Source organism: Bacillus sp. LSHTCR4, from assembly GCF_057197025.1.
The window spans coordinates 211,103-234,680 of record NZ_JBXUNO010000003.1 but is presented as its reverse complement, the minus strand read 5'-3'; the positions used below and the strand labels follow the sequence as shown (position 1 = coordinate 234,680).

The 23,578-nt window shown below is 37.3% G+C and carries 25 protein-coding genes and 1 pseudogene; 22 read left to right on the top strand and 4 right to left on the bottom strand.

Annotation, left to right across the window (positions count from 1 at the left end; genetic code table 11):
• Positions 1-212: 212 nt before the first annotated feature.
• The 16 genes from AC2CGR_RS20810 (at position 213) to AC2CGR_RS20735 (ending at position 18,516) form a co-directional block, all read left to right on the top strand.
• The gene (locus tag AC2CGR_RS20810; RefSeq protein ID WP_029440995.1) at positions 213-1,055 is read left to right on the top strand and encodes a DegV family protein; all 843 of its coding nucleotides are present in this window, start codon (positions 213-215) and stop codon (positions 1,053-1,055) included.
• Between the two features lie 173 nt (positions 1,056-1,228).
• Positions 1,229-1,543, top strand: coding sequence for a winged helix-turn-helix transcriptional regulator (locus tag AC2CGR_RS20805; RefSeq protein WP_000400857.1), 315 nt, complete (start codon positions 1,229-1,231; stop codon positions 1,541-1,543).
• 148 nt (positions 1,544-1,691) lie between these two features.
• Complete coding sequence (locus AC2CGR_RS20800) at positions 1,692-3,095, top strand: coiled-coil domain-containing protein (RefSeq protein ID WP_131101126.1); 1,404 nt, start codon at positions 1,692-1,694, stop codon at positions 3,093-3,095.
• Between the two features lie 127 nt (positions 3,096-3,222).
• Complete coding sequence (comFA, locus tag AC2CGR_RS20795) at positions 3,223-4,572, top strand: ATP-dependent helicase ComFA (protein ID WP_484481105.1); 1,350 nt, start codon at positions 3,223-3,225, stop codon at positions 4,570-4,572.
• Positions 4,572-5,276 (top strand): ComFC family protein, encoded by a 705-nt coding sequence (locus AC2CGR_RS20790; RefSeq protein ID WP_131101053.1) that lies wholly within the window; start codon positions 4,572-4,574, stop codon positions 5,274-5,276. The genes comFA and AC2CGR_RS20790 overlap by 1 nt, the downstream gene beginning before the upstream one ends.
• Before the next feature lie 126 nt (positions 5,277-5,402).
• A complete protein-coding gene (cspC, locus tag AC2CGR_RS20785) occupies positions 5,403-5,600 on the top strand; it encodes a cold shock protein CspC (RefSeq protein ID WP_001990088.1) in 198 nt (65 codons plus the stop codon).
• Between the two features lie 323 nt (positions 5,601-5,923).
• Entirely contained in the window at positions 5,924-6,466 is a 543-nt protein-coding gene (hpf, locus tag AC2CGR_RS20780) for a ribosome hibernation-promoting factor, HPF/YfiA family (RefSeq protein WP_000671191.1), read from the top strand.
• Between the two features lie 274 nt (positions 6,467-6,740).
• Complete coding sequence (gene secA, locus AC2CGR_RS20775) at positions 6,741-9,248, top strand: preprotein translocase subunit SecA (RefSeq protein WP_000579383.1); 2,508 nt, start codon at positions 6,741-6,743, stop codon at positions 9,246-9,248.
• A 144-nt stretch (positions 9,249-9,392) separates the two neighbouring features.
• A protein-coding gene (gene prfB / locus AC2CGR_RS20770) for a peptide chain release factor 2 (RefSeq protein ID WP_096334510.1) occupies positions 9,393-10,491 on the top strand; the annotation gives its coding sequence in 2 pieces (ribosomal slippage) (positions 9,393-9,464 and positions 9,466-10,491; 1,098 coding nt in all).
• Positions 10,492-10,934: 443 nt separating this feature from the next.
• Positions 10,935-11,258 carry a cytochrome c551 gene (cccB, locus tag AC2CGR_RS20765; protein WP_000727964.1) on the top strand — a complete coding sequence of 108 codons (324 nt, stop codon included), beginning with the start codon at positions 10,935-10,937 and terminating at the stop codon, positions 11,256-11,258.
• A gap of 289 nt (positions 11,259-11,547) precedes the next feature.
• Positions 11,548-12,234 carry a cell division ATP-binding protein FtsE gene (gene ftsE / locus AC2CGR_RS20760; RefSeq protein WP_000594316.1) on the top strand — a complete coding sequence of 229 codons (687 nt, stop codon included), beginning with the start codon at positions 11,548-11,550 and terminating at the stop codon, positions 12,232-12,234.
• Positions 12,224-13,117 carry a permease-like cell division protein FtsX gene (gene ftsX / locus AC2CGR_RS20755; protein WP_000645022.1) on the top strand — a complete coding sequence of 298 codons (894 nt, stop codon included), beginning with the start codon at positions 12,224-12,226 and terminating at the stop codon, positions 13,115-13,117. Before ftsE ends, ftsX begins: the two co-directional genes overlap by 11 nt.
• A gap of 118 nt (positions 13,118-13,235) precedes the next feature.
• The gene (locus AC2CGR_RS20750; RefSeq protein WP_087968677.1) at positions 13,236-14,672 is read left to right on the top strand and encodes a S41 family peptidase; all 1,437 of its coding nucleotides are present in this window, start codon (positions 13,236-13,238) and stop codon (positions 14,670-14,672) included.
• Positions 14,673-14,913: 241 nt separating this feature from the next.
• On the top strand, positions 14,914-16,116 hold the full coding sequence (locus AC2CGR_RS20745) for a PDZ domain-containing protein (RefSeq protein ID WP_131101049.1): 1,203 nt from the start codon (positions 14,914-14,916) through the stop codon (positions 16,114-16,116).
• Between the two features lie 307 nt (positions 16,117-16,423).
• Positions 16,424-18,139, top strand: coding sequence for an ABC transporter ATP-binding protein (locus AC2CGR_RS20740; RefSeq protein ID WP_484481104.1), 1,716 nt, complete (start codon positions 16,424-16,426; stop codon positions 18,137-18,139).
• Between the two features lie 65 nt (positions 18,140-18,204).
• Positions 18,205-18,516, top strand: coding sequence for a heavy metal-binding domain-containing protein (locus AC2CGR_RS20735; protein ID WP_000637523.1), 312 nt, complete (start codon positions 18,205-18,207; stop codon positions 18,514-18,516).
• Between the two features lie 100 nt (positions 18,517-18,616).
• On the opposite strand, the pseudogene AC2CGR_RS20730 reads toward AC2CGR_RS20735, so the two are convergent.
• The 4 genes and pseudogenes from AC2CGR_RS20730 to AC2CGR_RS20715 form a co-directional block, all read right to left on the bottom strand.
• Positions 18,617-18,694, bottom strand: a pseudogene (locus AC2CGR_RS20730) (macrolide transporter); the annotation flags it as partial.
• 16 nt (positions 18,695-18,710) lie between these two features.
• Positions 18,711-19,250: a flavodoxin family protein gene (locus tag AC2CGR_RS20725; protein WP_087968675.1), complete on the bottom strand. Its 540-nt coding sequence runs from the start codon at positions 19,248-19,250 to the stop codon at positions 18,711-18,713.
• 4 nt (positions 19,251-19,254) lie between these two features.
• On the bottom strand, positions 19,255-19,623 hold the full coding sequence (locus AC2CGR_RS20720) for a MerR family transcriptional regulator (protein ID WP_001219200.1): 369 nt from the start codon (positions 19,621-19,623) through the stop codon (positions 19,255-19,257).
• A 51-nt stretch (positions 19,624-19,674) separates the two neighbouring features.
• A complete protein-coding gene (locus AC2CGR_RS20715; protein ID WP_087968673.1) occupies positions 19,675-20,568 on the bottom strand; it encodes a LysR family transcriptional regulator in 894 nt (297 codons plus the stop codon).
• A 151-nt stretch (positions 20,569-20,719) separates the two neighbouring features.
• Between AC2CGR_RS20715 and AC2CGR_RS20710 the strand changes: the two genes are divergently transcribed.
• The 6 genes from AC2CGR_RS20710 to AC2CGR_RS20685 all read left to right on the top strand — a co-directional run bounded on the left by AC2CGR_RS20710 (position 20,720) and on the right by AC2CGR_RS20685 (position 23,549).
• Complete coding sequence (locus AC2CGR_RS20710; protein WP_087968672.1) at positions 20,720-21,742, top strand: YeiH family protein; 1,023 nt, start codon at positions 20,720-20,722, stop codon at positions 21,740-21,742.
• 335 nt (positions 21,743-22,077) lie between these two features.
• Positions 22,078-22,275 (top strand): helix-turn-helix transcriptional regulator, encoded by a 198-nt coding sequence (locus AC2CGR_RS20705; protein WP_000538359.1) that lies wholly within the window; start codon positions 22,078-22,080, stop codon positions 22,273-22,275.
• Between the two features lie 11 nt (positions 22,276-22,286).
• Positions 22,287-22,676 carry a hypothetical protein gene (locus tag AC2CGR_RS20700; RefSeq protein WP_131101043.1) on the top strand — a complete coding sequence of 130 codons (390 nt, stop codon included), beginning with the start codon at positions 22,287-22,289 and terminating at the stop codon, positions 22,674-22,676.
• 18 nt (positions 22,677-22,694) lie between these two features.
• The gene (locus AC2CGR_RS20695; protein WP_484481103.1) at positions 22,695-22,916 is read left to right on the top strand and encodes a hypothetical protein; all 222 of its coding nucleotides are present in this window, start codon (positions 22,695-22,697) and stop codon (positions 22,914-22,916) included.
• The gene (locus AC2CGR_RS20690) at positions 22,913-23,305 is read left to right on the top strand and encodes an ATPase (RefSeq protein ID WP_484481102.1); all 393 of its coding nucleotides are present in this window, start codon (positions 22,913-22,915) and stop codon (positions 23,303-23,305) included. Before AC2CGR_RS20695 ends, AC2CGR_RS20690 begins: the two co-directional genes overlap by 4 nt.
• A 16-nt stretch (positions 23,306-23,321) precedes the next feature.
• Entirely contained in the window at positions 23,322-23,549 is a 228-nt protein-coding gene (locus tag AC2CGR_RS20685; protein ID WP_087968668.1) for a hypothetical protein, read from the top strand.
• Positions 23,550-23,578: the final 29 nt, after the last annotated feature.

Below are 23,578 nucleotides of genomic sequence, written 5' to 3'. Positions count from 1 at the left end.
ACTAGTACTTTACATTTTAAAAGCGGGCGTTTTTATATTCAAACATTTTTTATAAATAAGCTGAAATTTTTGGTGAGTGTTTTCCCTTTTTGTTGTAATTTGTCGAGATGATGAGTATAATTTCAAACCCGCATTTTTATGTATGGATGCACCATTTTTAGTTTTCGTGTAAAATTAGGAAATAAAAACTTTTTTATAAGGCAGGTACGAAAATGAAAACAGCTATTGTTACTGATAGTACAGCATATATACCGAAGCATATTCGTGATGAACTCAATATATATATGATTCCATTAAACGTTGTGTTTGGAACGGAATCTTATCAAGAAGAAGCTGAAATTTCAGCAGATGATTTTTATGTAAAAGTACGTGAGCAAGAAGAACTTCCAAAAACTTCTCAACCAGCAATCGGAAAGTTTGTTGAGCTATATGAAGAATTATCTAAGGATTATGATGCAGTTATTAGCATTCATCTTTCAAGTGGAATTAGTGGTACATATCAAACGGCAACGACAGCTGGACAAATGGTAGAGGGTATTGATGTATATACGTACGACTCTGAAATTAGTTGTGAAGTACAAGGGTTCTATGTGCGTGAAGGTGCAAGGCTAGCAAGCGAAGGGAAGGATCCAAAAGAGATTATCGCCCGTTTTGATGAAATGAAGAAAACGATGGACGCTTATTTTGTAGTAGATGATTTACACCATTTACAACGTGGAGGCCGATTAAATAGTGCGCAAGCTTTCATCGGTAGTCTGTTACAAGTAAAGCCGGTTTTATATTTTAGAGACAAAATCATTATCCCGTTTGAAAAGATTCGTACGCGTAAAAAAGCGTTAAAACGTATCATTGAAATTTTTGATGAGCAAGCAAGTAAAGGTGTACCTATGGAAGCAGTTATCATTCATGCACAACGTGAAGAGGAAGCGAATGAATGGAAGGCAGAATTAGAAGCAAAATATCCTCATGTTACAATCCGCACAGGTTATTTCGGTGCTGTAATTGGAACGCATTTAGGTGAAGGTGCACTAGGTCTTGGATGGTATACGAAGTAATAAAGATATAAAAAGCTCTCTTTCGGAAGAGGGTTTTTTTACGGATATTTTACGTGAAGTTGACAAGTTAATATTTGGAAATGGTAAAATGTACGTAAAATAAAATAATGAGGAAAGTTTTATAACTTACTTTTTACAAGAAACTATATTATAATAGAAGAGAGGTGAAACATATGGAGCATAATTCTTGTTTATGTCCAAAGTTTGAGTCAGCTTTTACTTTGCTTAGTAAGAAATGGACTGGCTTAATTATTAAATCTTTGCTGGAAGAGTCAAAACGTTTTAGAGAAATCGCAGATATTATACCGAATATGAGCGATCGTATGTTATCAGAGCGTTTAAAGGAATTGGAAAGCGAAGGCATTGTAGTTCGCAATGTTTATCCAGAAGTACCAGTTCGAATCGAGTACGGCTTAACGGACAAGGGAAAAGCGTTAGAAAGTGTTATGGATGAAGTCCAAAATTGGGCTGAGAAATGGATGAAATAACGTTTTGATTTCATCCGTATTAGTATATTTAATAAAACGTAAGGGAAACCTTGCGTTTTTTTCTTTGCTTATAAAAAACCTTTTAAAACTCTACACATACATACAAAAATATGCATATTTTGCGATAGAGTTACATATAATATTACATTTGTTTTACAAAACCGTAACATTAGCAAAAAAAATCCCGAATTATGGTATAAATTTTATAGGTTATATACGGAAAAAGAAAAAAGAAAGCGGTGTAAAAAATAAAATGAAAAAGCTAAAAATGGCATCTTGCGCATTAGTTGCAGGGTTAATGTTTTCAGGGCTAACACCAAATGTATTTGCAGAAGATAAAATTTCTGACGTGAAATCACAAATTAATACACAAAATGACACTTTACATAAACAACAACAAGAACGTGATGAATTACAAAAACAAATGAATGACTTAAACAAAACAATTCAAGGTTTAGATAAGTCTGTTCAAGAGAATGCTGCAAAACTTGATGAAACAACGAAAAAAGTTGCAGATACTGAGCAATTAATCGAAAAGAAAAATAAAGATATTGCAGAATTACAAACGAAAATTGCAAAACGTGAAGAGTTATTAAGAAAACGTTTAGTTGCACTTCAAGAACAACCAAACACGAACGTTGTAACAGAAGTTCTTGTAAACTCTAAAAACGTTGCAGATTTAGTTGATCGTTTAACTTCTGTTTCTAAAATTCTTGAGTCTGACGAAGATATCATGAAAACGCAACAAGAAGATCAAGCGAACGTGAAAAAAGATGTTGAAACGGTAAAAACAAAGCAAAAAGAATTAAAAGAAGCACAAGCTCAAATTGAAACTGCTAAGAAAGAACTTGACGCTGAAAAAGCGAAAAAAGCAACAGCAGTAAACGATTTAAGCGGTAAAATGGATACAGTTGTAACTTCAATGACAAGTACGGAAAGTCAATTGAAAGAACTTGAAAAGCAAGCGCTGCAATTACAACGTATTGCTGAACAAGAAGCGCAAGAAAAAGCTGCACAAGAAGCTGCAGCAAAAAAACAAGCAGAGCAAGCTGCTAAAGATGCGCAAGCTCAACCAGCACAAGCGGCGGCACCTGCTCAGCCAGCAGCGCCAGCAAATAACGGTGGACAAGCTCAAAAAGAAGAACCTAAAAAAGAAGAACCTAAAAAAGAAGATAAAAAACCAGAACCGACACCAGGCCCAGCTCCGGTTCCTGGCGTAATTGGTAAAGCACAACAATACTTAGGTATGCCATATGTTTGGGGAAGTGCATCTCCGTCAAATGGTGGTTTTGACTGTAGTGGATTCATTTCTTACGTCTTCGGTGTAGGTCGTCAAGACGTTAACGGTTACTGGAACTCAGTTTCTAAAGTAAGTAGCCCACAACCTGGAGATTTAGTATTCTTCCAAGGTACTTATAAAGCAGGCCCATCTCACATCGGTATTTACGTTGGTAATGACCAAATGATTCATGCTGGTGATAAAGGTATTGCTTACTCTAGCTTAAGCAGTAGCTACAACCAAAAACATTTCTTAGGATACGGTAGATTCTAGGATTTATAATCGAATAAAACATGTGTATAAAGTCGATAGCTTACTATTTTATAAGTAGGTTATCGGCTTTTTTGAGTTTTTACGAGATTATGAGAAAGGTTTATAGTAGTGCTGGAGGTGGTTGCGGATGTTTGCTGGGAAACAGTTGCTATTAGAAGAACTCTCTTCAGATTTAGGGAGAGAATTAAGTGATTTAAAAGAGAAGGGAGAGGTCATATGTGTACAAGGCGTAATAAAAAAGGCTTCTAAATATATATGTCAGCGCTGCGGAAATATAGAGCAGCGGCTATTTGCATCATTTTTATGTAAAAGATGCGGTAAAGCATGCATGTATTGCCGGAAGTGTATAACGATGGGGAGAGTTAGTGAATGTACTGTACTTGTTCGAGGGATTAATGAAAGAAAAGGAGAAAGGGAATTAAATTTGTTACATTGGAAAGGAACTTTATCTACTGGTCAGGAATTGGCGGCGCAAGGTGTTATAGAAGCGATTAAGCAGAAAGAATCTTTTTTTATTTGGGCTGTGTGCGGCGCTGGAAAAACGGAAATGTTATTTTACGGTATAGAAGAGGCACTTCAAAAAGGAGAAAGAGTTTGTATAGCAACACCAAGGACGGACGTTGTAATGGAATTAGCGCCGAGATTACAAGAAGTGTTTCCAAGTATAAATGTGGCTGCTTTATACGGAGGGAGTGTAGATCATGAAAAAGATGCAGCGTTAGTCGTTGCAACGACTCACCAACTGTTACGTTACTATAGAGCGTTTCATGTGATGATTGTAGATGAGATTGATGCCTTCCCGTATCATGCGGATCAAATGTTACAGTATGCAGTTAGGCAAGCGATGAAAGAGAAAGCAGCGCGTATTTATTTAACTGCAACCCCTGATGAAAAGTGGAAGCGCAATTTCAGAAGAGGGAAACAAAAAGGTATCATTGTTTCGGGACGATACCATCGTCATCCGTTACCAGTTCCTCTATTTAGTTGGTGCGGAAATTGGAAGAAAAGCCTCCATCATAAAAAAATTCCTCGTGTGTTACTACAATGGTTAAAAATGAACTTAAACAAAAAGTATCCTATTTTTTTATTTGTTCCTCATGTGCAATATATAGAAGAAATGAGCCTGTTATTGAAAGGGTTGGATAATAGAATCGATGGCGTACATGCAGAAGATCCGATGAGAAAAGAAAAAGTAGCATCTTTCAGAAAGGGAGACATTCCGTTATTAGCTACAACGACAATTTTAGAAAGAGGAGTAACTGTGAAGAACTTACAAGTGGCTGTGTTAGGAGCTGAAGAAGAAATATTTTCGGAAAGTGCGCTCGTACAAATTGCAGGCCGAGCAGGTCGTAGTTTTGAAGAACCTTATGGTGAGGTTGTTTATTTTCATTACGGTAAGACAGAGGCGATGGTACGTGCGAAAAAACATATTCAAAGTATGAACAAAAGTGCGAAAGAACAAGGATTGCTCGATTAATGCATTGTTTACTTTGTGATGAATACATTTTGGAAACAGTTAGTTGGTACACCTTCTTTGTAAAGTCACATAAAAAATATATATGTGATAGATGTGAGCGGAAACTTTCCTATATTATAGGAGAGATTTGCAAGGAGTGCGGGCGACCTTTAGAACTTCTTTCTACTGTATTTAAAAAGGATGATATTTGTATGGATTGTATAAGGTGGATGGACGAAGAGAAGAATCGACCTTTAAAAAATCGTTCTTTGTATGTGTACGATGATGAGATGAAAGAAGTATTAGCACAGTTTAAGTTTCGAGGTGATGCGGAGTTAGTGCGTATTTTTTATCGATCTTTTCGGGAGCTATTTCAAAAGTATTTTACGAACGTTTCAACTGTTATTGCTGTTCCACTTAGTAGGGAACGGGAATATGAACGTGGTTTTAATCAGGCAGAGTTATTAGCAGCTTGTTTACCTGTCAAAATTTCTTATCCATCATTAAGAAGGATGGAAACAGAAAAACAAAGTAAGAAGTCGCGTAAAGAAAGGCTTTCGGGAAGGAATCCTTTTTATTTTCAGAGAGAAGAGATGTTTCAAGATCAACATATTTTACTTGTTGACGATGTATATACGACAGGAATTACAGTGAGACAAATTGGAAGTCTTTTATACGATAGAGGAGCAAAGGAAGTTTCTAGTTTGACGCTCTGTAGAAGTTGATTTGTAACTGTCGAAAGAGATAATAAAAAGGCGATAAGTCTTCTTTGACTTCGTATGTTGTCATTCGTTATAGTCAAATTATGGGGCGAATGCCCTGATTTTTAGAGTGAAGGGAATGGAATGAACATGCAAGGAAGAGTGAAATGGTTCAATGCAGAAAAGGGATTTGGGTTTATTGAGCGTGAAGATGGTGATGATGTGTTTGTTCATTTTTCTGCTATTCAACAAGATGGATATAAGTCATTAGAAGAAGGGCAACAAGTTGAGTTTGATATTGTAGATGGAGCACGTGGACCACAAGCAGCTAATGTTGTAAAACTGTAGGTATATTGTTTTTGGAAGAGAGAGCTGCGTTTGTGGCAACGTTATATATATGTAGTAGAACCTCTTGTTTTTTTTGCAAGGGGTTTTTGTTATAAAATAAGTTGTCAAAAAGTTGTTTCTTTTCTGTAACGAATTGTCCACAGTTATATTCGTTATTCACGATGTTAATAGGATAAAATAAAGATAGAAACGATGCATCTTTTCATTTCAACAAAAAACGATAAAAAAATCGCAATTCCACTAATTTTTTTAAAAAAGTTAGAAGGAGTTTTTAAGCCAGTGTCGAAATTATAGTACATAGGCTTGAAAGGAGGAATTCATCTATGAAATTCAACATTCGTGGTGAAAATATTGAAGTAACTCCAGCATTAAAGGAATATGTAGAGAAAAAACTAAGTAAGTTAGAGCGTTATTTTGATACATTCCCAGAGATTAAAGTTAATTTAAAAGTATACTCTGACAAGCAACGTGTCGAGGTAACAATCCCGTTTACTGATTTATTACTTCGTGCAGAAGAAACTAATAGCGATATGTACGCTGCTATCGATTTAGTAGTTGATAAACTTGAGCGACAAATTCGTAAACATAAAACAAAAGTAAATCGTAAGTTACGTGAGAAAGGTTCTATGAAAACGAACTTTATCCTTCCAGAAGCAGTAGCTGTCCTAGATGAGGTAGAAGAGGATCAACTGGAACTTGTACGTACAAAACGATTCGATTTAAAACCGATGGACGTTGAAGAAGCGATCTTACAAATGGATATGCTAGGACATAATTTCTTCGTCTTCACAAATGCTGATACAAATGAAACTAATGTTGTATATGGCCGTAAAGATGGGAAATATGGTTTAATCGAAACTAAATAATAATTCAAAAGCGCAGCCGAAATGGCTGCGCTTTTTTGCTGAAAATAGATTTTTTTTAAAAGTTTTCTTAATTTAGAACGAGACATTCGGCCGATTGTTGTCATAGTTATAAGACAAGTGTTACAATTATCATTAGGTATATACATTTTAGTTTTTTTAATTAGGAGAAAAATTGGCATAACATACATTGGATTTTTATAACGACTGATTGTAATAGAGAAAAAGAAAAACAATCGGAAGTTTTATTTTAATAAAAAAGAGGAGCGTATTTCCTATGATCGGTATTTTAAAAAAGGTGTTTGATGTAAATCAACGCCAAATTAAACGTATGCAGAAGACAGTTGAGCAAATTGATGCATTAGAGTCATCTATTAAGCCATTAACTGATGAACAATTAAAAGGGAAGACGCTTGAATTTAAAGAACGTCTAACAAAAGGTGAAACAGTAGATGATCTACTACCTGAAGCTTTTGCGGTTGTTCGTGAAGCTGCGACTCGTGTTCTTGGAATGCGTCCGTATGGCGTACAGTTAATGGGTGGTATTGCCTTACATGAAGGGAATATCTCTGAGATGAAAACGGGTGAAGGTAAAACGTTAACATCTACATTACCTGTATATTTAAATGCTTTAACAGGAAAAGGTGTTCACGTCGTTACAGTCAATGAATACTTAGCACAACGTGATGCGAGCGAAATGGGACAACTTCATGAGTTCCTAGGCTTAACAGTAGGAATTAATTTAAACAGTATGTCACGCGAAGAGAAACAAGAGGCTTATGCTGCTGATATTACGTATAGCACAAATAATGAGCTTGGATTCGATTACTTACGTGATAACATGGTTTTATATAAAGAGCAGTGCGTTCAACGCCCACTTCACTTTGCTATTATCGATGAAGTCGATTCTATCTTAGTCGATGAAGCGCGTACGCCACTTATTATTTCTGGACAAGCTCAAAAATCAACAGAGCTGTACATGTTTGCAAATGCATTCGTTCGTACGTTAGAAAATGAAAAAGATTATTCATTTGATGTGAAGACGAAAAATGTAATGTTAACAGAAGATGGTATTACGAAAGCGGAAAAAGCTTTCCATATTGAAAACTTATTTGATTTAAAACATGTAGCGCTTCTTCACCATATTAATCAGGCACTTCGTGCGCACGTTGTTATGCATCGTGATACAGATTATGTTGTACAAGAAGGCGAAATCGTAATTGTAGACCAATTTACTGGTCGTCTTATGAAAGGTCGTCGTTATAGCGAAGGTTTACACCAAGCGATCGAGGCAAAAGAAGGCGTAGAAATTCAAAATGAAAGTATGACGCTTGCGACAATTACGTTCCAGAACTACTTCCGTATGTACGAAAAGTTATCTGGTATGACTGGTACAGCGAAAACAGAGGAAGAGGAATTCCGTAACATTTACAATATGAACGTTATCGTAATTCCAACAAACAAACCGATTATTCGTGATGACCGTGCAGATTTAATCTTCAAATCAATGGAAGGTAAATTTAATGCTGTTGTTGAGGATATTGTAAATCGTCATAAACAAGGGCAACCTGTTCTTGTCGGTACAGTTGCGATTGAAACGTCAGAGCTTATTTCAAAAATGTTAACGCGTAAAGGTGTACGTCATAACATCTTAAATGCGAAAAACCATGCGCGTGAAGCGGATATCATTGCAGAAGCTGGTATGAAAGGTGCTGTAACGATCGCGACGAACATGGCGGGTCGTGGTACGGATATTAAGCTTGGAGACGATATTAAAAACATTGGTTTAGCAGTTATCGGTACAGAGCGTCACGAAAGTCGTCGTATTGATAATCAGTTACGTGGTCGTGCTGGTCGTCAAGGGGACCCAGGTGTTACGCAGTTCTACTTATCAATGGAAGATGAACTAATGCGCCGCTTCGGTTCTGATAATATGAAAGCGATGATGGATCGCCTTGGTATGGATGATTCTCAGCCAATCGAAAGTAAAATGGTTTCTCGTGCAGTAGAATCTGCGCAAAAACGAGTAGAAGGAAATAACTATGATGCACGTAAGCAGTTACTACAATATGATGATGTACTTCGTCAGCAACGTGAAGTTATTTACAAACAGCGTCAAGAGGTAATGGAGTCTGAGAACTTACGCGGTATTATTGAAGGTATGATGAAATCTACAGTAGAGCGTGCGGTTGCACTTCATACACAAGAGGAAATTGAAGAAGATTGGAACATTAAAGGTCTTGTTGACTACTTAAATACAAACCTTCTGCAAGAAGGAGATGTAAAAGAAGAAGAATTACGTCGCCTTGCTCCAGAGGAAATGAGCGAGCCAATTATCGCGAAATTAATAGAGCGTTACAATGACAAAGAAAAGCTTATGCCAGAAGAGCAAATGCGTGAGTTCGAAAAAGTTGTTGTATTCCGTGTTGTAGATACGAAATGGACAGAGCATATCGATGCGATGGATCACCTTCGTGAAGGTATTCATTTACGTGCTTACGGTCAAATTGATCCGCTTCGTGAGTATCAAATGGAAGGATTCGCAATGTTCGAATCAATGATTGCTTCTATTGAAGAGGAAATTTCTCGTTACATTATGAAAGCTGAAATTGAACAAAACTTAGAGCGTCAAGAAGTTGTTCAAGGTGAAGCTGTTCACCCATCTAGCGATGGTGAAGAGGCGAAGAAAAAACCAGTTGTAAAAGGTGACCAAGTGGGCCGCAACGATTTATGTAAATGTGGTAGTGGTAAAAAATATAAAAACTGCTGTGGTATTGGGAAGTAATATAGGACTGTAGCCCAGGCTGCTTTGCAAACTTTTACATCAAAAATGTATAATTAAGAAGGATTAAACTCTCTCCGTCATAAGTGGAGAGAGTTTCCCTTGTTTTCATACGAAAGTAACAGCAATTACATAGAGGTGAAGGAAATGGAATTAGTAGAAATTAGACAGGAATTAGAGAAAATGGCTAAGAGATTAGCGGCTTTTAGGGGGTCTCTTTGACCTCCCTACTAAGGAGAAACAAATTGCAGAATTAGAAGAAAAAATGATGGGCGCAGGATTTTGGGATGACCAACAAGGCGCACAAGCTGTCATTAACGAAGCAAATGCGTTAAAAGATATGGTTGGGAGTTTCCGTCAGTTAGATGAGACATTCGAAAATTTAGAAATAACGCATGAACTTTTAAAAGAAGAGTATGATGAAGATTTACATGAGGAGCTGGAATCAGAAGTAAAAGGCTTAATTCAAGAAATGAATGAGTATGAGCTTCAGTTACTATTAAGTGATCCTTATGATAAAAATAACGCCATTTTAGAATTACACCCAGGTGCAGGTGGAACAGAGTCACAAGACTGGGGTTCTATGTTATTACGTATGTACACACGTTGGGCTGAAAAACGTGGGTTTAAAGTAGAAACTGTTGATTACTTACCAGGTGATGAAGCTGGTATTAAGAGCGTTACTTTATTAATTAAAGGTCATAACGCTTACGGTTACTTAAAAGCTGAAAAAGGTGTACATCGTCTTGTACGTATTTCACCATTCGATTCTTCAGGCCGTCGTCATACATCGTTCGTATCTTGTGAAGTTGTACCTGAATTCAATGATGAAGTTGAAATTGAAATACGTACAGAAGACTTGAAAATTGATACGTATCGTGCAAGTGGAGCGGGTGGACAGCACGTCAATACGACAGATTCAGCAGTTCGTATTACGCATACACCGACAAATACGGTTGTAACGTGTCAGTCAGAGCGTTCTCAAATTAAAAACCGTGAGCACGCGATGAAAATGTTAAAAGCGAAATTATATCAAAAGAAATTAGAAGAACAACAAGCGGAGTTAGATGAAATTCGCGGAGAACAAAAAGAAATCGGATGGGGTAGCCAAATCCGTTCTTACGTATTCCACCCATATTCTCTTGTGAAAGACCACCGTACAAATACAGAAGTCGGTAACGTGCAAGCAGTTATGGATGGAGAAATTGATCCGTTTATTGATGCTTACTTACGTTCTCGCATCTAATAAGCTAAGTGAAAAAAAGCCAACAAAATTGTTGGCGCACGTTGAGGATGTAGAGGACATAAAGAGTGTTATTTTATTTATATGGATGAAGTACAGAGGAAGAGAAGTTGGAAACGACAACTTCTCTTTTTGATGGGATTATATGTAGCATACAATGTTGTATATTGTTTTGTAAAAAGTAGAAAATAGTAAAACAGAGTGGCAATAGAGTAAGGATTTATACAGGACTTTTCTAAATTCCCTTTCAAAAAGGATTCTTTATAGAAGTTTATAAGTTGTTCACAGAATTGAAACAACTTATAAAAGCTTTATATCATTAGGGTTCTTACTGTATTTTTGAAGAATGTGAAATATACCTTAGTTTTTCTATATAAAGATAATGCTTATAATGAAAATGAGTGTGTTAGGAATGAAAAGAATATCAACAGTGGGGAGCGATAGAAGTGAAAAAGAAATTGTTGGCTATTGCGCTAGGAACATCAGTCGTTTTTGCTTTAGGAGCGTGTGGAAATAAAGAAGAGAGTAAGCCTTCGAAACAATCTGCAAGCACAGATAGCGCAGAGCAAATTTATCAAAAAAGTTGTATAGGCTGTCATGCAAAAGATTTATCCGGAGCAACTGGACCGGATTTACGAAAAGTAGGACAGAAATATGATGCGGCAGACATTGAAAAGATTATTGAAAAAGGTCGCGGTTCTATGTCACCAGGAATCATTCAAGGCGAGGACGCGAAAAAAGTAGCTGAGTGGTTAGCTGAACATAAATAAAAAGGGTAAAATGGACGAGTTGATTCATATAGTCAACTCGTTTCTCTTTTTTTTGGGATGTAACATAACTGTAACAAAAATGTATCCAAACTGGAAACCGTTTGATGTTACAATGGGGTTTGTAGAATTTTGCTGAAATATATTACATAGAGTAGTAGTGCTTAGAAAAAGAGTATAAGTAGGCTACCTTCAACAAGAGTGGTTTAAACGAGAATAAAAGTTTATCTTTTATTTTCAAATGTACAGAAAAGTATTTCGAAAAAAATCATTAAGTATTGGGTGATAAATAATGATAAAAATGACGAATGTTTATAAGGAGTACCCGAATGGTATGAAAGCCATTGCTGGTCTTACAGTTAACATTAAACAAGGTGAGTTTGTATACGTAGTTGGACCGAGTGGAGCCGGGAAATCTACATTTATTAAAATGATGTATCGTGAAGAGAAGCCATCTACAGGATCAATTAATGTAAATGGTCTTACTATCGAGTCGTTAGCAGAAAGAGACGTTCCATATTTCCGTCGTCAATTAGGCGTAATTTTCCAAGACTTTAAATTACTACCTAAATTAACGGTATATGAGAATGTTGCGTTTGCCTTAGAAGTAATTGAAGAAGAGCCAGATGCAATTCGTGAGCGTGTAACAGAAGTTTTAGGTCTTGTAGGTCTTGAAGATCGTGCAGATGCACTTCCAGGCGAACTTTCAGGCGGGGAGCAGCAACGTGTTGCGATTGCGAGAGCAATTGTTAATAGACCAAAGGTTGTAATTGCCGATGAGCCAACAGGTAACCTAGACATTGAAACAGCTCTTGATATTATGAAGATTTTCACGCGCATTAATGAGCGTGGTACAACGATTGTTATGGCTACACATAACGCAGATATCGTAAATACAATCCGTCATCGTGTAATCGCGATTGAAGGCGGAAAAATTGTTCGAGATGAGATTGAGGGAGGATACGGATATGAAGGCTAAGACCCTTAGTCGACATTTGCGAGAAGGTGTAAAGAATCTATCACGTAACGGATGGATGACGTTTGCTTCTGTTAGTGCAGTAACAGTTACATTATTACTTGTAGGTGTCTTTTTAACAGCGATTATGAATATGAACCATTTTGCGACGAAAGTAGAGCAAGATGTAGAGATTCGTGTACACATTGATCCAGCAGCAAAAGAAGCTGATCAAAAGAAATTAGAAGATGATATGAGTAAGATTGCAAAAGTAGAATCTATTAAATATTCTTCTAAAGAAGAAGAGTTAAAACGTTTAATTAAAAGCTTAGGCGATAGCGGAAAAACGTTTGAGTTATTTGAACAAGATAACCCACTTAAAAACGTATTCGTTGTAAAAGCAAAAGAACCAACAGATACAGCGACAATTGCGAAAAAGATTGAAAAAATGCAGTTTGTAAGTAATGTTCAGTACGGAAAAGGGCAAGTTGAACGATTATTTGATACTGTAAAAACTGGTCGTAACATCGGGATTGTGTTAATTGCTGGTCTTTTATTCACAGCGATGTTCTTAATCTCTAATACAATTAAAATTACAATTTATGCTCGTAGTACAGAAATCGAAATTATGAAACTTGTAGGTGCAACAAACTGGTTTATTCGTTGGCCGTTCTTATTAGAAGGATTATTCCTAGGAGTATTAGGATCAATTATTCCAATTGGCTTAATTCTAGTTACGTATAATTCGTTGCAAGGTGTGTTTAACGAAAAACTTGGCGGAACAATTTTCGAACTTCTACCATACAGTCCTTTCGTATTCCAATTAGCTGGTTTACTAGTGTTAATCGGGGCTTTAATCGGTATGTGGGGAAGTGTAATGTCAATTCGTCGCTTCTTAAAAGTATAAAAAGTTGCAAACATAATTCGTACAAGCTTATCATATAGTAGAAATAGGTAAAGGCATCACACACTGTGTGATGCCTTTTGCTACACCACCTGTGTGTTTTGGAAAGGGGAATTCCGCATTGAAACGTAGAGTTGCAATTATTGGAATGGTTGTTGCATTTTTAATTGGTGCTGGCGGAATGTTTGCAGGTATGTCTTTATTTGGGGTTAACCCAGCAGAAGTAACGCAAACAATTTCGAGTGGAAACGCTAGCACTGCGCAAGGGAACTTGGCAAAAATTAATGAGGCGTATGCACTAATTGATTCACGTTATGTGGAAGACGTGAAAGATGAAAAATTAGTCGAAGGTGCAATACAAGGCATGTTGTCTACGCTGAAGGACCCTTATTCCACGTATATGGATAAAGAAACGGCTAAACAGTTTAGTGAATCGCTTGATCCTGAGTTAGAAGGGATCGGGGCTGAGGTGAACAAAACGGACGGTAAACTTATTATCGTATCTCCAATTAAAGGCTCACCGGCAGAAAAGATTGGAATTAAACCGAATGACCAAATTTTATCTGTAGATGGAAATAGTGTGAAAGATTTATCACGTGAAGAAGCAGTATTAAAGATTCGTGGTAAAAAAGGAACGACTGTTGCGATTGAAATTAAGCGTGCAGGAGTAGCTGATCCGATTGTATTTAAAATTAAGCGTGAAAAAATTCCAATCTTCACAGTGTTTAGCTCTGTGAAACAAGAGAGCGGAAAAGATATCGGTTATATGCAAATTACTTCTTTTGCTGAAAATACAGCGAAAGAATTTAAGGATCAGTTAAAAGAGTTAGAGAAGAAAAACATAAAAGGCCTAGTTATTGACGTGCGCGGTAATCCTGGTGGCTACTTAAATAGTGTAGAAGAGATACTAGGGGAAATTATGACGGATAAAAAGCCGATGCTACAAGTAGAGCAACGAAATGGTGAGAAGAAGAAATTCTCTACGGAACTGAAAGAGAGAAAGCCATATCCAATTTCAGTATTAATTGATAACGGAAGTGCTTCTGCTTCAGAGATTTTAGCGGGTGCGCTAAAAGAGGGAGAAGGATACGATTTAATTGGTGAAAAAACGTTTGGTAAAGGTACTGTTCAGCAAGCTGTTCCATTTAAAGACGGCAGCAACATCAAGTTAACGATGTTTAAATGGTTAACACCGGATGGAAACTGGATTCATAAAAAAGGAATCGCGCCAACAGTAGAAGTGAAGCAGCCAGATTATTATCATGCGACACCAATTCAAATTGAGAAGACACTTTCATACAATTCAAATGATGTACAAGTAAAACACGCACAAGAAATGCTTAAGAGTTTAGGATATGTACCAGGACGTGAAGATGGATACTTTAGTAAAGAGACAGAATCAGCACTGAAAGCATTCCAAAATGCGAATAAGATGGAAGCAACAGGACAGCTGGATAAAAAGACAGCTGAGGCGATTCAAACAAAAATTATTGAAAAAATCCGTTCTGGAGAAAATGATTTACAATTACAGTCAGCATTAAAATTAATAGCGAAATAAAGTGAAACTTTAATCAGTGGGGGGTCTTCATCCCCCACTGATTATTAGTTGAACCAATCGGACTTTTATGGGCAGTTAATCCCCTACCTAAATTCTTTGTTTTCGCTGAATTTTGAGGTGGGGATCTTACTGCCCATTAAAGTGGGATAAAGTGAAATACAGGCGGTTTGCTGCCTGTATTTTTTTGTATTAAACAAACGTTTGTCCAGTTATGATAATATAAAAAGAAAGAATGATATAAATGGTGGTGAATGGGTTCGTGGAGGCATGGATTTTTGAAATAATGCGGGCAGTTGGACGTTTTTTCTTACACCCTGCTGTCTATGTATTTTTAATAAGTAGTATCTTCGTTGGATACTTACGTATGTTACGAGAACGAAAAGATTTTTCTTTTAAAGTTTATGATATTTGGTTTGAACTGCGAACGTCCTTATTTGCGGGAGTTAAATACGGATTAATCGTATCTATCATTACGATTGGGCTTGGACTTGTTGTTTCTAAAGCGAGCTTATGGGCCATTTTATTTTGGACGTTACTATTTGGATTAACTGCTATGTATCGATATTTATCAGCAGCTTATACGTTTAGTATCGCGATTGTATGTGTTCTATTATCTTCTAAGCTACCAGTTTCCTTCTTACAGCTTGGAGAAGGTGAAGAGAATACAATTGTGTCCCTTGCTATTTTGCTAGGCGTCATGCTCGTTGTAGAGGGCTTGTTGATTTCTAAAAATGCAGTAGGATATTCGACGCCGAAGATTAGGAAGGGTAAGCGTGGGCTAAAGATTGGTTTACACGAATCAAAGCGTTTATGGATTGTTCCTATTTTTATTCTTGTACCAGGTGACGCAGTAACGCAGTTTATTTCATGGTGGCCTGTCGTTTCAATCGGTTCAGATACATATTCTCTATTCCTCGTGCCATTTTTAATTGGATTTATGAGAAAGATTAGAAGTTATGAACCGACGGAAGCTTTATTATTTACAGGAAGACGTGTGTACGGATTAGCAGGACTTGTGCTTGTTTTAGGAATTGCAAGTTATTGGTGGCATGTACTTGCAATTATCGCAATGGGAGTTGCGATGCTTGGACGGTTCACGATTTCCATGCAAGAGAAAATTGCGGATGAGACAAGACCAGCGTACTTCGCTGCACGTAATGATGGACTCGTTGTGTTAGATACAATCCCCAATACAATTGGGGCAGAGCTGAATTTGCTACCTGGAGAAATGATTACGAAAGTGAATGGAGTCGTTCCAAGAAGTGCCGAGGAATTTTATGACGCACTTCAAACGAAGACGACAGGAGCGTTTTGTAAATTAGAAGTATTAGATACAAATGGAGAGCTACGTCTTGCTCAAACGGCATTATACGCCGGAGGACATCACGAATTAGGTGTTGTGTTTGTTCAGCAGGAGCATGAGTGGGATTCGGAAGCGATGTAATAGAAGTGAGGGTGTCACCTTGTGGTGATGCTCTTTTTTTGTATTTGGGGGCGGTAGTTAGTATATGAAATTTATATCAGCGATTATTGGAATATATCAGCGCAACTCGAATTATATCGACGATTATCCGAATATATCAGCGCAGCTGAAAATATATCGGCGATTATTCAAGTATATCGACTTTCCGGCAAAAAACGACAACTAGCGCAAACCTTATTTTAGTTTCGTAGTCGAATCACTTGAATAATTATTTGATAATGGTTATCATTTAGGGAGTCTTTTTAATTTTGGAAAATGGAGGGAAGATATGCTACGTAAATTTTTTTCTTACTATAAACCGTATAAAGGTTTATTTATACTCGACTTTTCTTGCGCAGTTGTAGCAGGGTTATTAGAACTTGGTTTCCCGCTTATCGTCAATCAATTTATTGATAAGTTATTGCCAGGGCAAAACTGGACGCTTATTTTATGGGCTTGTTTCGGTTTACTTGCAGTGTATATGTTAAATGCAGGCTTACAATATGTCGTTACATATTGGGGACATATGCTTGGTGTTAACATTGAAACAGATATGAGACAGAAATTATTTGATCATATTCAAAAGCTATCATTCAGATTTTTTGACAATAATAAAACAGGTCATTTAATTTCGCGTCTTACAAACGATTTAATGGAAATTGGGGAAATTGCTCACCATGGACCAGAAGATTTATTTATCGCCGTAATGACTTTAGTTGGAGCATTCTCATTTATGATGATGATCAACTGGAAGTTAGCGCTATTAACATTCTTCGTTATTCCATTCTTATTATGGTTAGCCCTGTACTTCAATAAAAAAATGACAGGTACATTTAGACGTTTATTCTCAGATGTTGCTGATTTCAATGCATGTATTGAGAACAACGTTGGTGGTATTCGCGTTGTACAAGCATTCGGAAATGAAAAGTTTGAGAAAGAGCAATTTGCTGTGAACAACGCTCGTTTCCGTACAACGAAATTAATGGCGTATAAAATTATGGCGCTAAATTCGTCAATTAGTTATATGCTTATGCGTCTCGTAACGCTCTTCGTCTTAATATGCGGTACATGGTTTGTTCTGCAAGGTGAATTAACGTACGGTGGATTTATTGGATTTGTTCTATTAACGAATATTTTCTTCCGCCCAATTGAAAAAATTAATGCGGTAATAGAAAGCTATCCGAAAGGAATTGCTGGTTTTAAAAGGTATGTAGAGCTTCTTGAAACAGAGCCAGATATTGTAGACTCTAAAGATATGATGGAAGTGAAGCATGTACATGGTGATATTCAATATAACAACATCACATTCGGATATGAAAACAAAGAACCGATTTTAAATGATATTAGTTTGAAAATACATGCAGGTGAAACAGTTGCGTTCGTTGGGCCATCTGGAGCTGGAAAAACGACGTTATGTAGCTTATTACCACGCTTTTATGAACAATCATCTGGATCAATTCAAATTGATGGTATTGATACGAAAGACATGACGTTATCTTCACTTCGTAAGCAAATTGGAATTGTGCAGCAAGATGTGTTTTTATTCTCAGGAACGATTCGTGAAAACATTGCTTACGGAAATTTAAAGGCATCAGAAGCTGATATTTGGCAGGCCGTAAAGAGAGCTCAGTTAGAGGATTTAATTTACTCGCAGCCAGACGGTTTAGATACAGTTATCGGTGAGCGCGGCGTAAAACTTTCAGGCGGACAGAAGCAACGTCTAGCAATTGCCCGTATGTTCTTGAAAAACCCGCCAATTTTAATATTAGATGAAGCGACTTCCGCATTAGACACAGAGACGGAACTTGCGATTCAAAAATCACTTGCTGAACTATCTGTCGGTCGTACAACGTTAGTTATCGCTCATAGACTGGCAACGATTAAAAATGCAGATCGAATCGTTGTTGTAAATAAAGATGGTATTGCAGAACAAGGTTCACATGATGAATTAATTGAGCAAGGCGGAGGATACAGTAGGTTATACGAAGCTCAGTTTAGTTCGTAAATATAATTTGTACGGAATTAGTGCACCATAAGTAGGTAAAAATCTCATATGGGAGGTAATAAAGTATGATTGTAACAACAACGTCTACAATTCAAGGAAAAGAAATTATTGAGTATATCGATATCGTCAATGGAGAAGCGATTATGGGCGCGAATATCGTTCGTGACCTTTTCGCCTCTGTTCGTGACGTTGTCGGCGGTCGTGCTGGCGCTTATGAAAGTAAATTAAAAGAAGCGCGCGACATCGCAATGGAAGAAATGAAAACTTTCGCAAGACAAAAAAATGCGAATGCAATTGTTGGTATCGACGTGGATTACGAAGTCGTTCGCGAAGGGATGTTAATGGTCGCGGTGAGCGGGACTGCTGTTCGTATATAAAGTGAAAAGCCGTGCTGGTGCACGGCTTTTTATATTCTATGTCGAAGTTTCAATATTTCTTGGGAAATGCGGCAGGTCCCGTCGATATATAGGGAAGACATTAGAGTGCTTCTTTACATTTCCGGATTTGAACTAATAATGTTTCGTATTCTTGTTCGAGAGATTTGATGTCATCGTTTTTGTCAAACTTATTTCTATTTATGATTTTTGAATTCGTTATTATAAATTTGTGCCTTCGCCAGCGCCTCAGCATCGTTTTTGATTTCGTCTAATCCATTCGCAGACCCAATGATATATCCTTCAAATGATGAACCAACAAAATCAAAGATGTATTGGAACTGGGAGATAAGCGGTAATGCTTTTAGTTTCGGATTATCGCCGCCAACGATAACAACGTACATTTTTTTGCCTTTCATTTTTTCTTTGAAATGAAGGGATGTATCACGCAAGCTTTGTGACCAGCGATCGATGAAGTTTTTCATATGACCGCTCATCCCGTACCAATATAATGGTGTAGCAAAGATAATTGTGTCGTGCTCTAACATGCGCTTGGTTAACTGCTCGTAGTCATCATCTACAGGTTGGAACCCTTCTGCATCATGACGCTGATCTGTAATAGGATAGACTGTGTGATCACGTAAATAAATTTGTTCTGTTTCAATTCCATCAATCATCATATGTGTTAAAGCTTCCGTATTTCCATTTTGTCTTGAACTGCCGTGTATAACAAACATGTAATCATTCCTTTTCTTTTGCTTTTTTTAGGAGTGAAACGTGTTTTTGCAAATTCGTTTGAATATTGGAAAGCAATGAGATTTGCTTTGTTACTTCATTAAGTTTATCTTCGTAAAGCGTAAGGATGCTACTGCACGGATTGTCGTACAAGTGCGGTTCAATTTCAAGGCAGCGCAGCATCCTTGCCGTCTCTTCTAAATTTAAGCCAATTTGTAAGTACATTTGAATAAGCTCCACTTTTTCGATGGCACTTTCATCAAAATCACGATAGCCATTTGCGAGGCGCTTCGAAGGGAGTAATCCCTTTTCTTCGTAATGTCTTAGTGACCTTTCGCTAACGCCAGTTTCTTTTGATAACTCCCCGATTCGCAATGTGTTTCACTCCTTTTACATGTATTGTAAACCTTCACACTAATGTGAAGGTCAATACTGTTTTTTCGCAAAAGAATTTACATGATTTAAAAACACTTGAATAGCTTTAGACGGAATAAAATATTTGCCGCGCACGATGGAGAATGGACGGATTAGTTGTTCATTTGGAACTTCGACGTGGAATAGTTCTTTTGCCAGTAGCTCTTTCCGTACAGTCCAATCAGAAAGTATAGCAATGCCAAGCCCGGCTGCGACGGCTTCCTTTACACTTTGGATACTACTAAATGTAAAGAATCGTTTCATTTTTAAATGGTGTTGATGAATAAAGCGATCGCTATAAGCACGTGTTCCAGAACCACTTTCTCTTAATACCCACACTTGATCTTGGAGTGTCCTTTCATTTATTTCATTTGTGCGGAGTAGTGGATGGTTTGGCGGGACGACGAGTTTCATTTCATCTTGCATAAACGTTTCAACGTCAACGTCGGCGTATACAACTTGACCTTCTACTAAGCCGATATCAATTTGATTAGAGCGAAGGCTTTGCAAAACGTCTTCTGTATTTGAGATAAAGGTATGGACTTCGACGCGTGGATTTTCATTCGCATAGTTAGCTAGTATTTTCGGGAGTAAGTATTCGCCAATTGTAAAACTAGCACCGATGCGAAGCGTTCCTGTTACAACGTTATGTAGCTCGTTAATTTCTTGCTTAGCATCTTCGTAAAGAGAGAGCATTTGCTTTGCATGTATATATAAAATGTTTCCAGCCTCGGTCACTTGAACGTGCTTTGGGGAGCGCTGAATGAGTGTAGTTCCAAATTCATTTTCTAAGTTGCGTATATGCATACTTACGCCAGGCTGTGAAAGGTTTAATAATTCTGCTGCACGGGAGAAATGTTTCTGCTCAACAACCGTAACAAAAATTTTTAAAATGTCTACGTTCATATAATCAGCTCCTTCCTTTTTCTATCATCTTATCATAAGTATTTCTGATGATTGAGATTTGGTATTGGTATTAAACTTATTATAGAAACTCTCTTATAATGTAAGTAGAAAGAACATGCATGTTCCAATACGATTATTGGAGTGGTTCAAAATGGAACAAACACTTGTTATACAAAAGAAGAAGGGCTTTGGATTTTCGCAAGGGATTGGGATTACACTATTAATCGCAATCGCTGCAAAATATTTAGCAGAGCTTCCATTTTTAAATATTATGGGGCAATTAGTAATTGCTATTCTAATTGGGATGATTTGGCGCGCGGCAATTGGAGTTCCTCATGATGCAATTGCAGGGACAAACTTTGCGAGTAAGAAGTTGCTTCGCTTTGGGATCATCTTACTTGGAATGCGGTTAAATCTTGTTGATATTGCGAAGGCTGGGCCGAAAGTATTGGTCATCGCTGCGGTTGTTATTACAGTTACGATTTTCGTTGTATATGGACTAACGAAAGTATTTAAAGTAGAGAAAAAACTTGGAATTTTAACAGCGTGTGGGACGGCAATTTGCGGCGCGGCTGCGGTCGTGGCAATTGCACCGCAAGTGAAAGCGAAGGACGATGAAACAGCAGTTGGGGCAGCGATTATTGCAATTCTAGGTACAATATTTACGCTTATTTATACGTTGTTATATCCAGTGCTTGGCCTATCTCCATACGGTTACGGTGTATTCTCAGGTGCGACGCTGCATGAAATTGCTCACGTAATTGCGGCTGCGGCGCCAGGAGGAAGTACGGCTGTAGACATCGCAGTTATCGTGAAGCTAACGCGCGTAGCGATGCTCGTACCAGTAGCAATTTTAATTGGGTTATGGTTTGGTAAGAGTGAAGGTAGCGAGGAAAAAAAATCATGGCGCGACCTTCCAATCCCGTGGTTCATCTTCGGATTTTTAGCGATGAGTGCAGTGCATTCGCTCGGGATTATTCCAGAAGTTGTTGCGGGTTATATTGTAGTCATCGCTTATATGCTTATCGCAATGGCGATGGCGGGGCTTGGTTTAAATGTAGAGTTTAAAACGTTCCGTAAGTTAGGAAGCAAAGCATTCGTGGCGGGGCTGATTGGTTCGGTTTGCTTATCGGTTCTTGGATACGTTCTTGTATATGCGTTAGGGTTTATGTAGTAGAGGAGAGAGCTGTTCCCGAAGGTATTTGGGGACAGCTTTTTCTTATGATTATAGTAGCGCTACGGATGTCGATATTTGTCGGTAAGTCGATATATTTGAAAAATCATCGATATAAATGGAGTTGCGCTGATATATTTGGGAAATCGCCGATATAATTTAAGTTGCGCTGATATATTTAAAAAATCGCTGATATAAATTGAATTACTCTTGTACTTTGTTAGAGTGGATGTTCAGTGAAATGTTTTTCTAAAATTTGTAAAGATATCTTTGCTTATAACTGGAAAATATTTATAATTTAAGTAAAGATATCTTTACTTTTGAAGGTGGAGCCTATGGGTGTAAAAAATAAAATTAAAGAATTAAGAAAGCAACATCATATAACACAAGTTGAAATGGCAAAGGCGATGCAGGTGACGCGGCAGACAATCGTGGCGATTGAAAACCATCATTACAACCCGAGTCTAGAGTTATCCTTAAAAATCGCCAAATATTTTGGAGTGAAGGTGGAGGAAATATTTACGCTAGAGTAAGGGGAGGAAAAATGAACGATACGAAAAAGCTATTGATCGGTGCGACTTTTGGATTGTTTTTGGGAGACGTTATAGTTCATATTATGAATCCGGCTATACCAATTTTACCGCTCGTAGTGAGTAACGTTTTAGCGATTGTATTTCTAGTGTTGTATACAAATTACAAAAATCGTAAGTACAGAAAAGAAGAACTTCCCGATATAGATGAGCGAGTAAATGCAAATATAAAAAAGCATGTAAACGTCTCATTTGTATTCGCATTTCTGTTGCTTATTATTTATATTGTTGCGAGTAAAGCAATAGGCAGGGCTGTTATACCAGTGCAAGAGATATTTATAATATGTAGTTCCTTATTTGCAGGTAGTCTCATCATAGGAGTTATGGTAGGGAAACGAGCATAGCGATAGGAGGAATGAAAAATGCAGGATGAGTTTGAGAGATTTCAGTCAGATAAAGCGTTTAAATATGTAGGGTTATTTTTTACGATTAGTTTAGCAATATGGAGTTTATATAATTTAATTGTTGATGGAAATGCTAGTACGCCTTTTGTTTTATTTGTAATAGGGCAGTGGGTATATTTTCTTGTGAACTATTGGCCGAAGTGGAAGTATAGAAATCAGAAAGAGGCTGATCATGTATGAGTAAGCAAGAGGTTATACGGTTCATAGGAAGTTTGTTTTTAGCGGGGTTTGTTTTAAATGTGAGTCTAATGATTTTAAGTATTTCGTGGGGAACTATTTTTATATCGAATGTGGCACTAGTCATTCTATATGGAATTGCGGAATATAGAGAACAGAAGCGTTTGAAAGAAGAGGGAGTACCATCGATTGATGAGCGTGTTGTGAATAAGATGAAGTCGTATTTTACGATTTGTATTACAAGCTTCGTTTTTTTGTTCATTATGTATCTTTGTGTAAATAAGTATTTAGATAGGCAAGCAGTACATGTAAATGAGTTATTATATATTGCTATTTTTGGTTTATTAATAAGTATGGCATCGACGAGTGTGTTAGCAACAAGGAATAGATAGAAAAAGGGGAACTGGGATGGGATTACCGGTATTATGTGTCGCTACAGTCATATTTGCGCTTCTTTGGGGAATGCAAAATTTTTCTCGTAATCCAGTGCCAAGCGTTTGTATTATGATTGGTACTGTAGGTTTATCGTATTATTTACTACTATTAGCTCATTATCATAAAACCGCAACGAGCGTTGTTGTTGGAGCGCTTATTTTATTTTGTGGTCGTGCTGTACACAAGGGGTTATTTCCATAAAAGCTGTTTATACAAAGAGTATAAACAGC

What these genes read in the sequence shown, in the direction of transcription:
- AC2CGR_RS20810 (WP_029440995.1), top strand. Translation starts at nt 213, where the DNA reads ATGAAAACAGCTATTGTTACTGATAGTACAGCATATATACCGAAGCAT.
- AC2CGR_RS20805 (WP_000400857.1), top strand. Translation starts at nt 1,229, where the DNA reads ATGGAGCATAATTCTTGTTTATGTCCAAAGTTTGAGTCAGCTTTTACT.
- comFA (WP_484481105.1), top strand. Translation starts at nt 3,223, where the DNA reads ATGTTTGCTGGGAAACAGTTGCTATTAGAAGAACTCTCTTCAGATTTA.
- AC2CGR_RS20790 (WP_131101053.1), top strand. Translation starts at nt 4,572, where the DNA reads ATGCATTGTTTACTTTGTGATGAATACATTTTGGAAACAGTTAGTTGG.
- cspC (WP_001990088.1), top strand. Translation starts at nt 5,403, where the DNA reads ATGCAAGGAAGAGTGAAATGGTTCAATGCAGAAAAGGGATTTGGGTTT.
- hpf (WP_000671191.1), top strand. Translation starts at nt 5,924, where the DNA reads ATGAAATTCAACATTCGTGGTGAAAATATTGAAGTAACTCCAGCATTA.
- secA (WP_000579383.1), top strand. Translation starts at nt 6,741, where the DNA reads ATGATCGGTATTTTAAAAAAGGTGTTTGATGTAAATCAACGCCAAATT.
- ftsE (WP_000594316.1), top strand. Translation starts at nt 11,548, where the DNA reads ATGATAAAAATGACGAATGTTTATAAGGAGTACCCGAATGGTATGAAA.
- ftsX (WP_000645022.1), top strand. Translation starts at nt 12,224, where the DNA reads ATGAAGGCTAAGACCCTTAGTCGACATTTGCGAGAAGGTGTAAAGAAT.
- AC2CGR_RS20745 (WP_131101049.1), top strand. Translation starts at nt 14,914, where the DNA reads ATGGTGGTGAATGGGTTCGTGGAGGCATGGATTTTTGAAATAATGCGG.
- AC2CGR_RS20740 (WP_484481104.1), top strand. Translation starts at nt 16,424, where the DNA reads ATGCTACGTAAATTTTTTTCTTACTATAAACCGTATAAAGGTTTATTT.
- AC2CGR_RS20735 (WP_000637523.1), top strand. Translation starts at nt 18,205, where the DNA reads ATGATTGTAACAACAACGTCTACAATTCAAGGAAAAGAAATTATTGAG.
- AC2CGR_RS20725 (WP_087968675.1), bottom strand. Translation starts at nt 19,250, where the DNA reads ATGTTTGTTATACACGGCAGTTCAAGACAAAATGGAAATACGGAAGCT.
- AC2CGR_RS20715 (WP_087968673.1), bottom strand. Translation starts at nt 20,568, where the DNA reads ATGAACGTAGACATTTTAAAAATTTTTGTTACGGTTGTTGAGCAGAAA.
- AC2CGR_RS20710 (WP_087968672.1), top strand. Translation starts at nt 20,720, where the DNA reads ATGGAACAAACACTTGTTATACAAAAGAAGAAGGGCTTTGGATTTTCG.
- AC2CGR_RS20705 (WP_000538359.1), top strand. Translation starts at nt 22,078, where the DNA reads ATGGGTGTAAAAAATAAAATTAAAGAATTAAGAAAGCAACATCATATA.
- AC2CGR_RS20700 (WP_131101043.1), top strand. Translation starts at nt 22,287, where the DNA reads ATGAACGATACGAAAAAGCTATTGATCGGTGCGACTTTTGGATTGTTT.
- AC2CGR_RS20695 (WP_484481103.1), top strand. Translation starts at nt 22,695, where the DNA reads ATGCAGGATGAGTTTGAGAGATTTCAGTCAGATAAAGCGTTTAAATAT.
- AC2CGR_RS20690 (WP_484481102.1), top strand. Translation starts at nt 22,913, where the DNA reads ATGAGTAAGCAAGAGGTTATACGGTTCATAGGAAGTTTGTTTTTAGCG.
- AC2CGR_RS20685 (WP_087968668.1), top strand. Translation starts at nt 23,322, where the DNA reads ATGGGATTACCGGTATTATGTGTCGCTACAGTCATATTTGCGCTTCTT.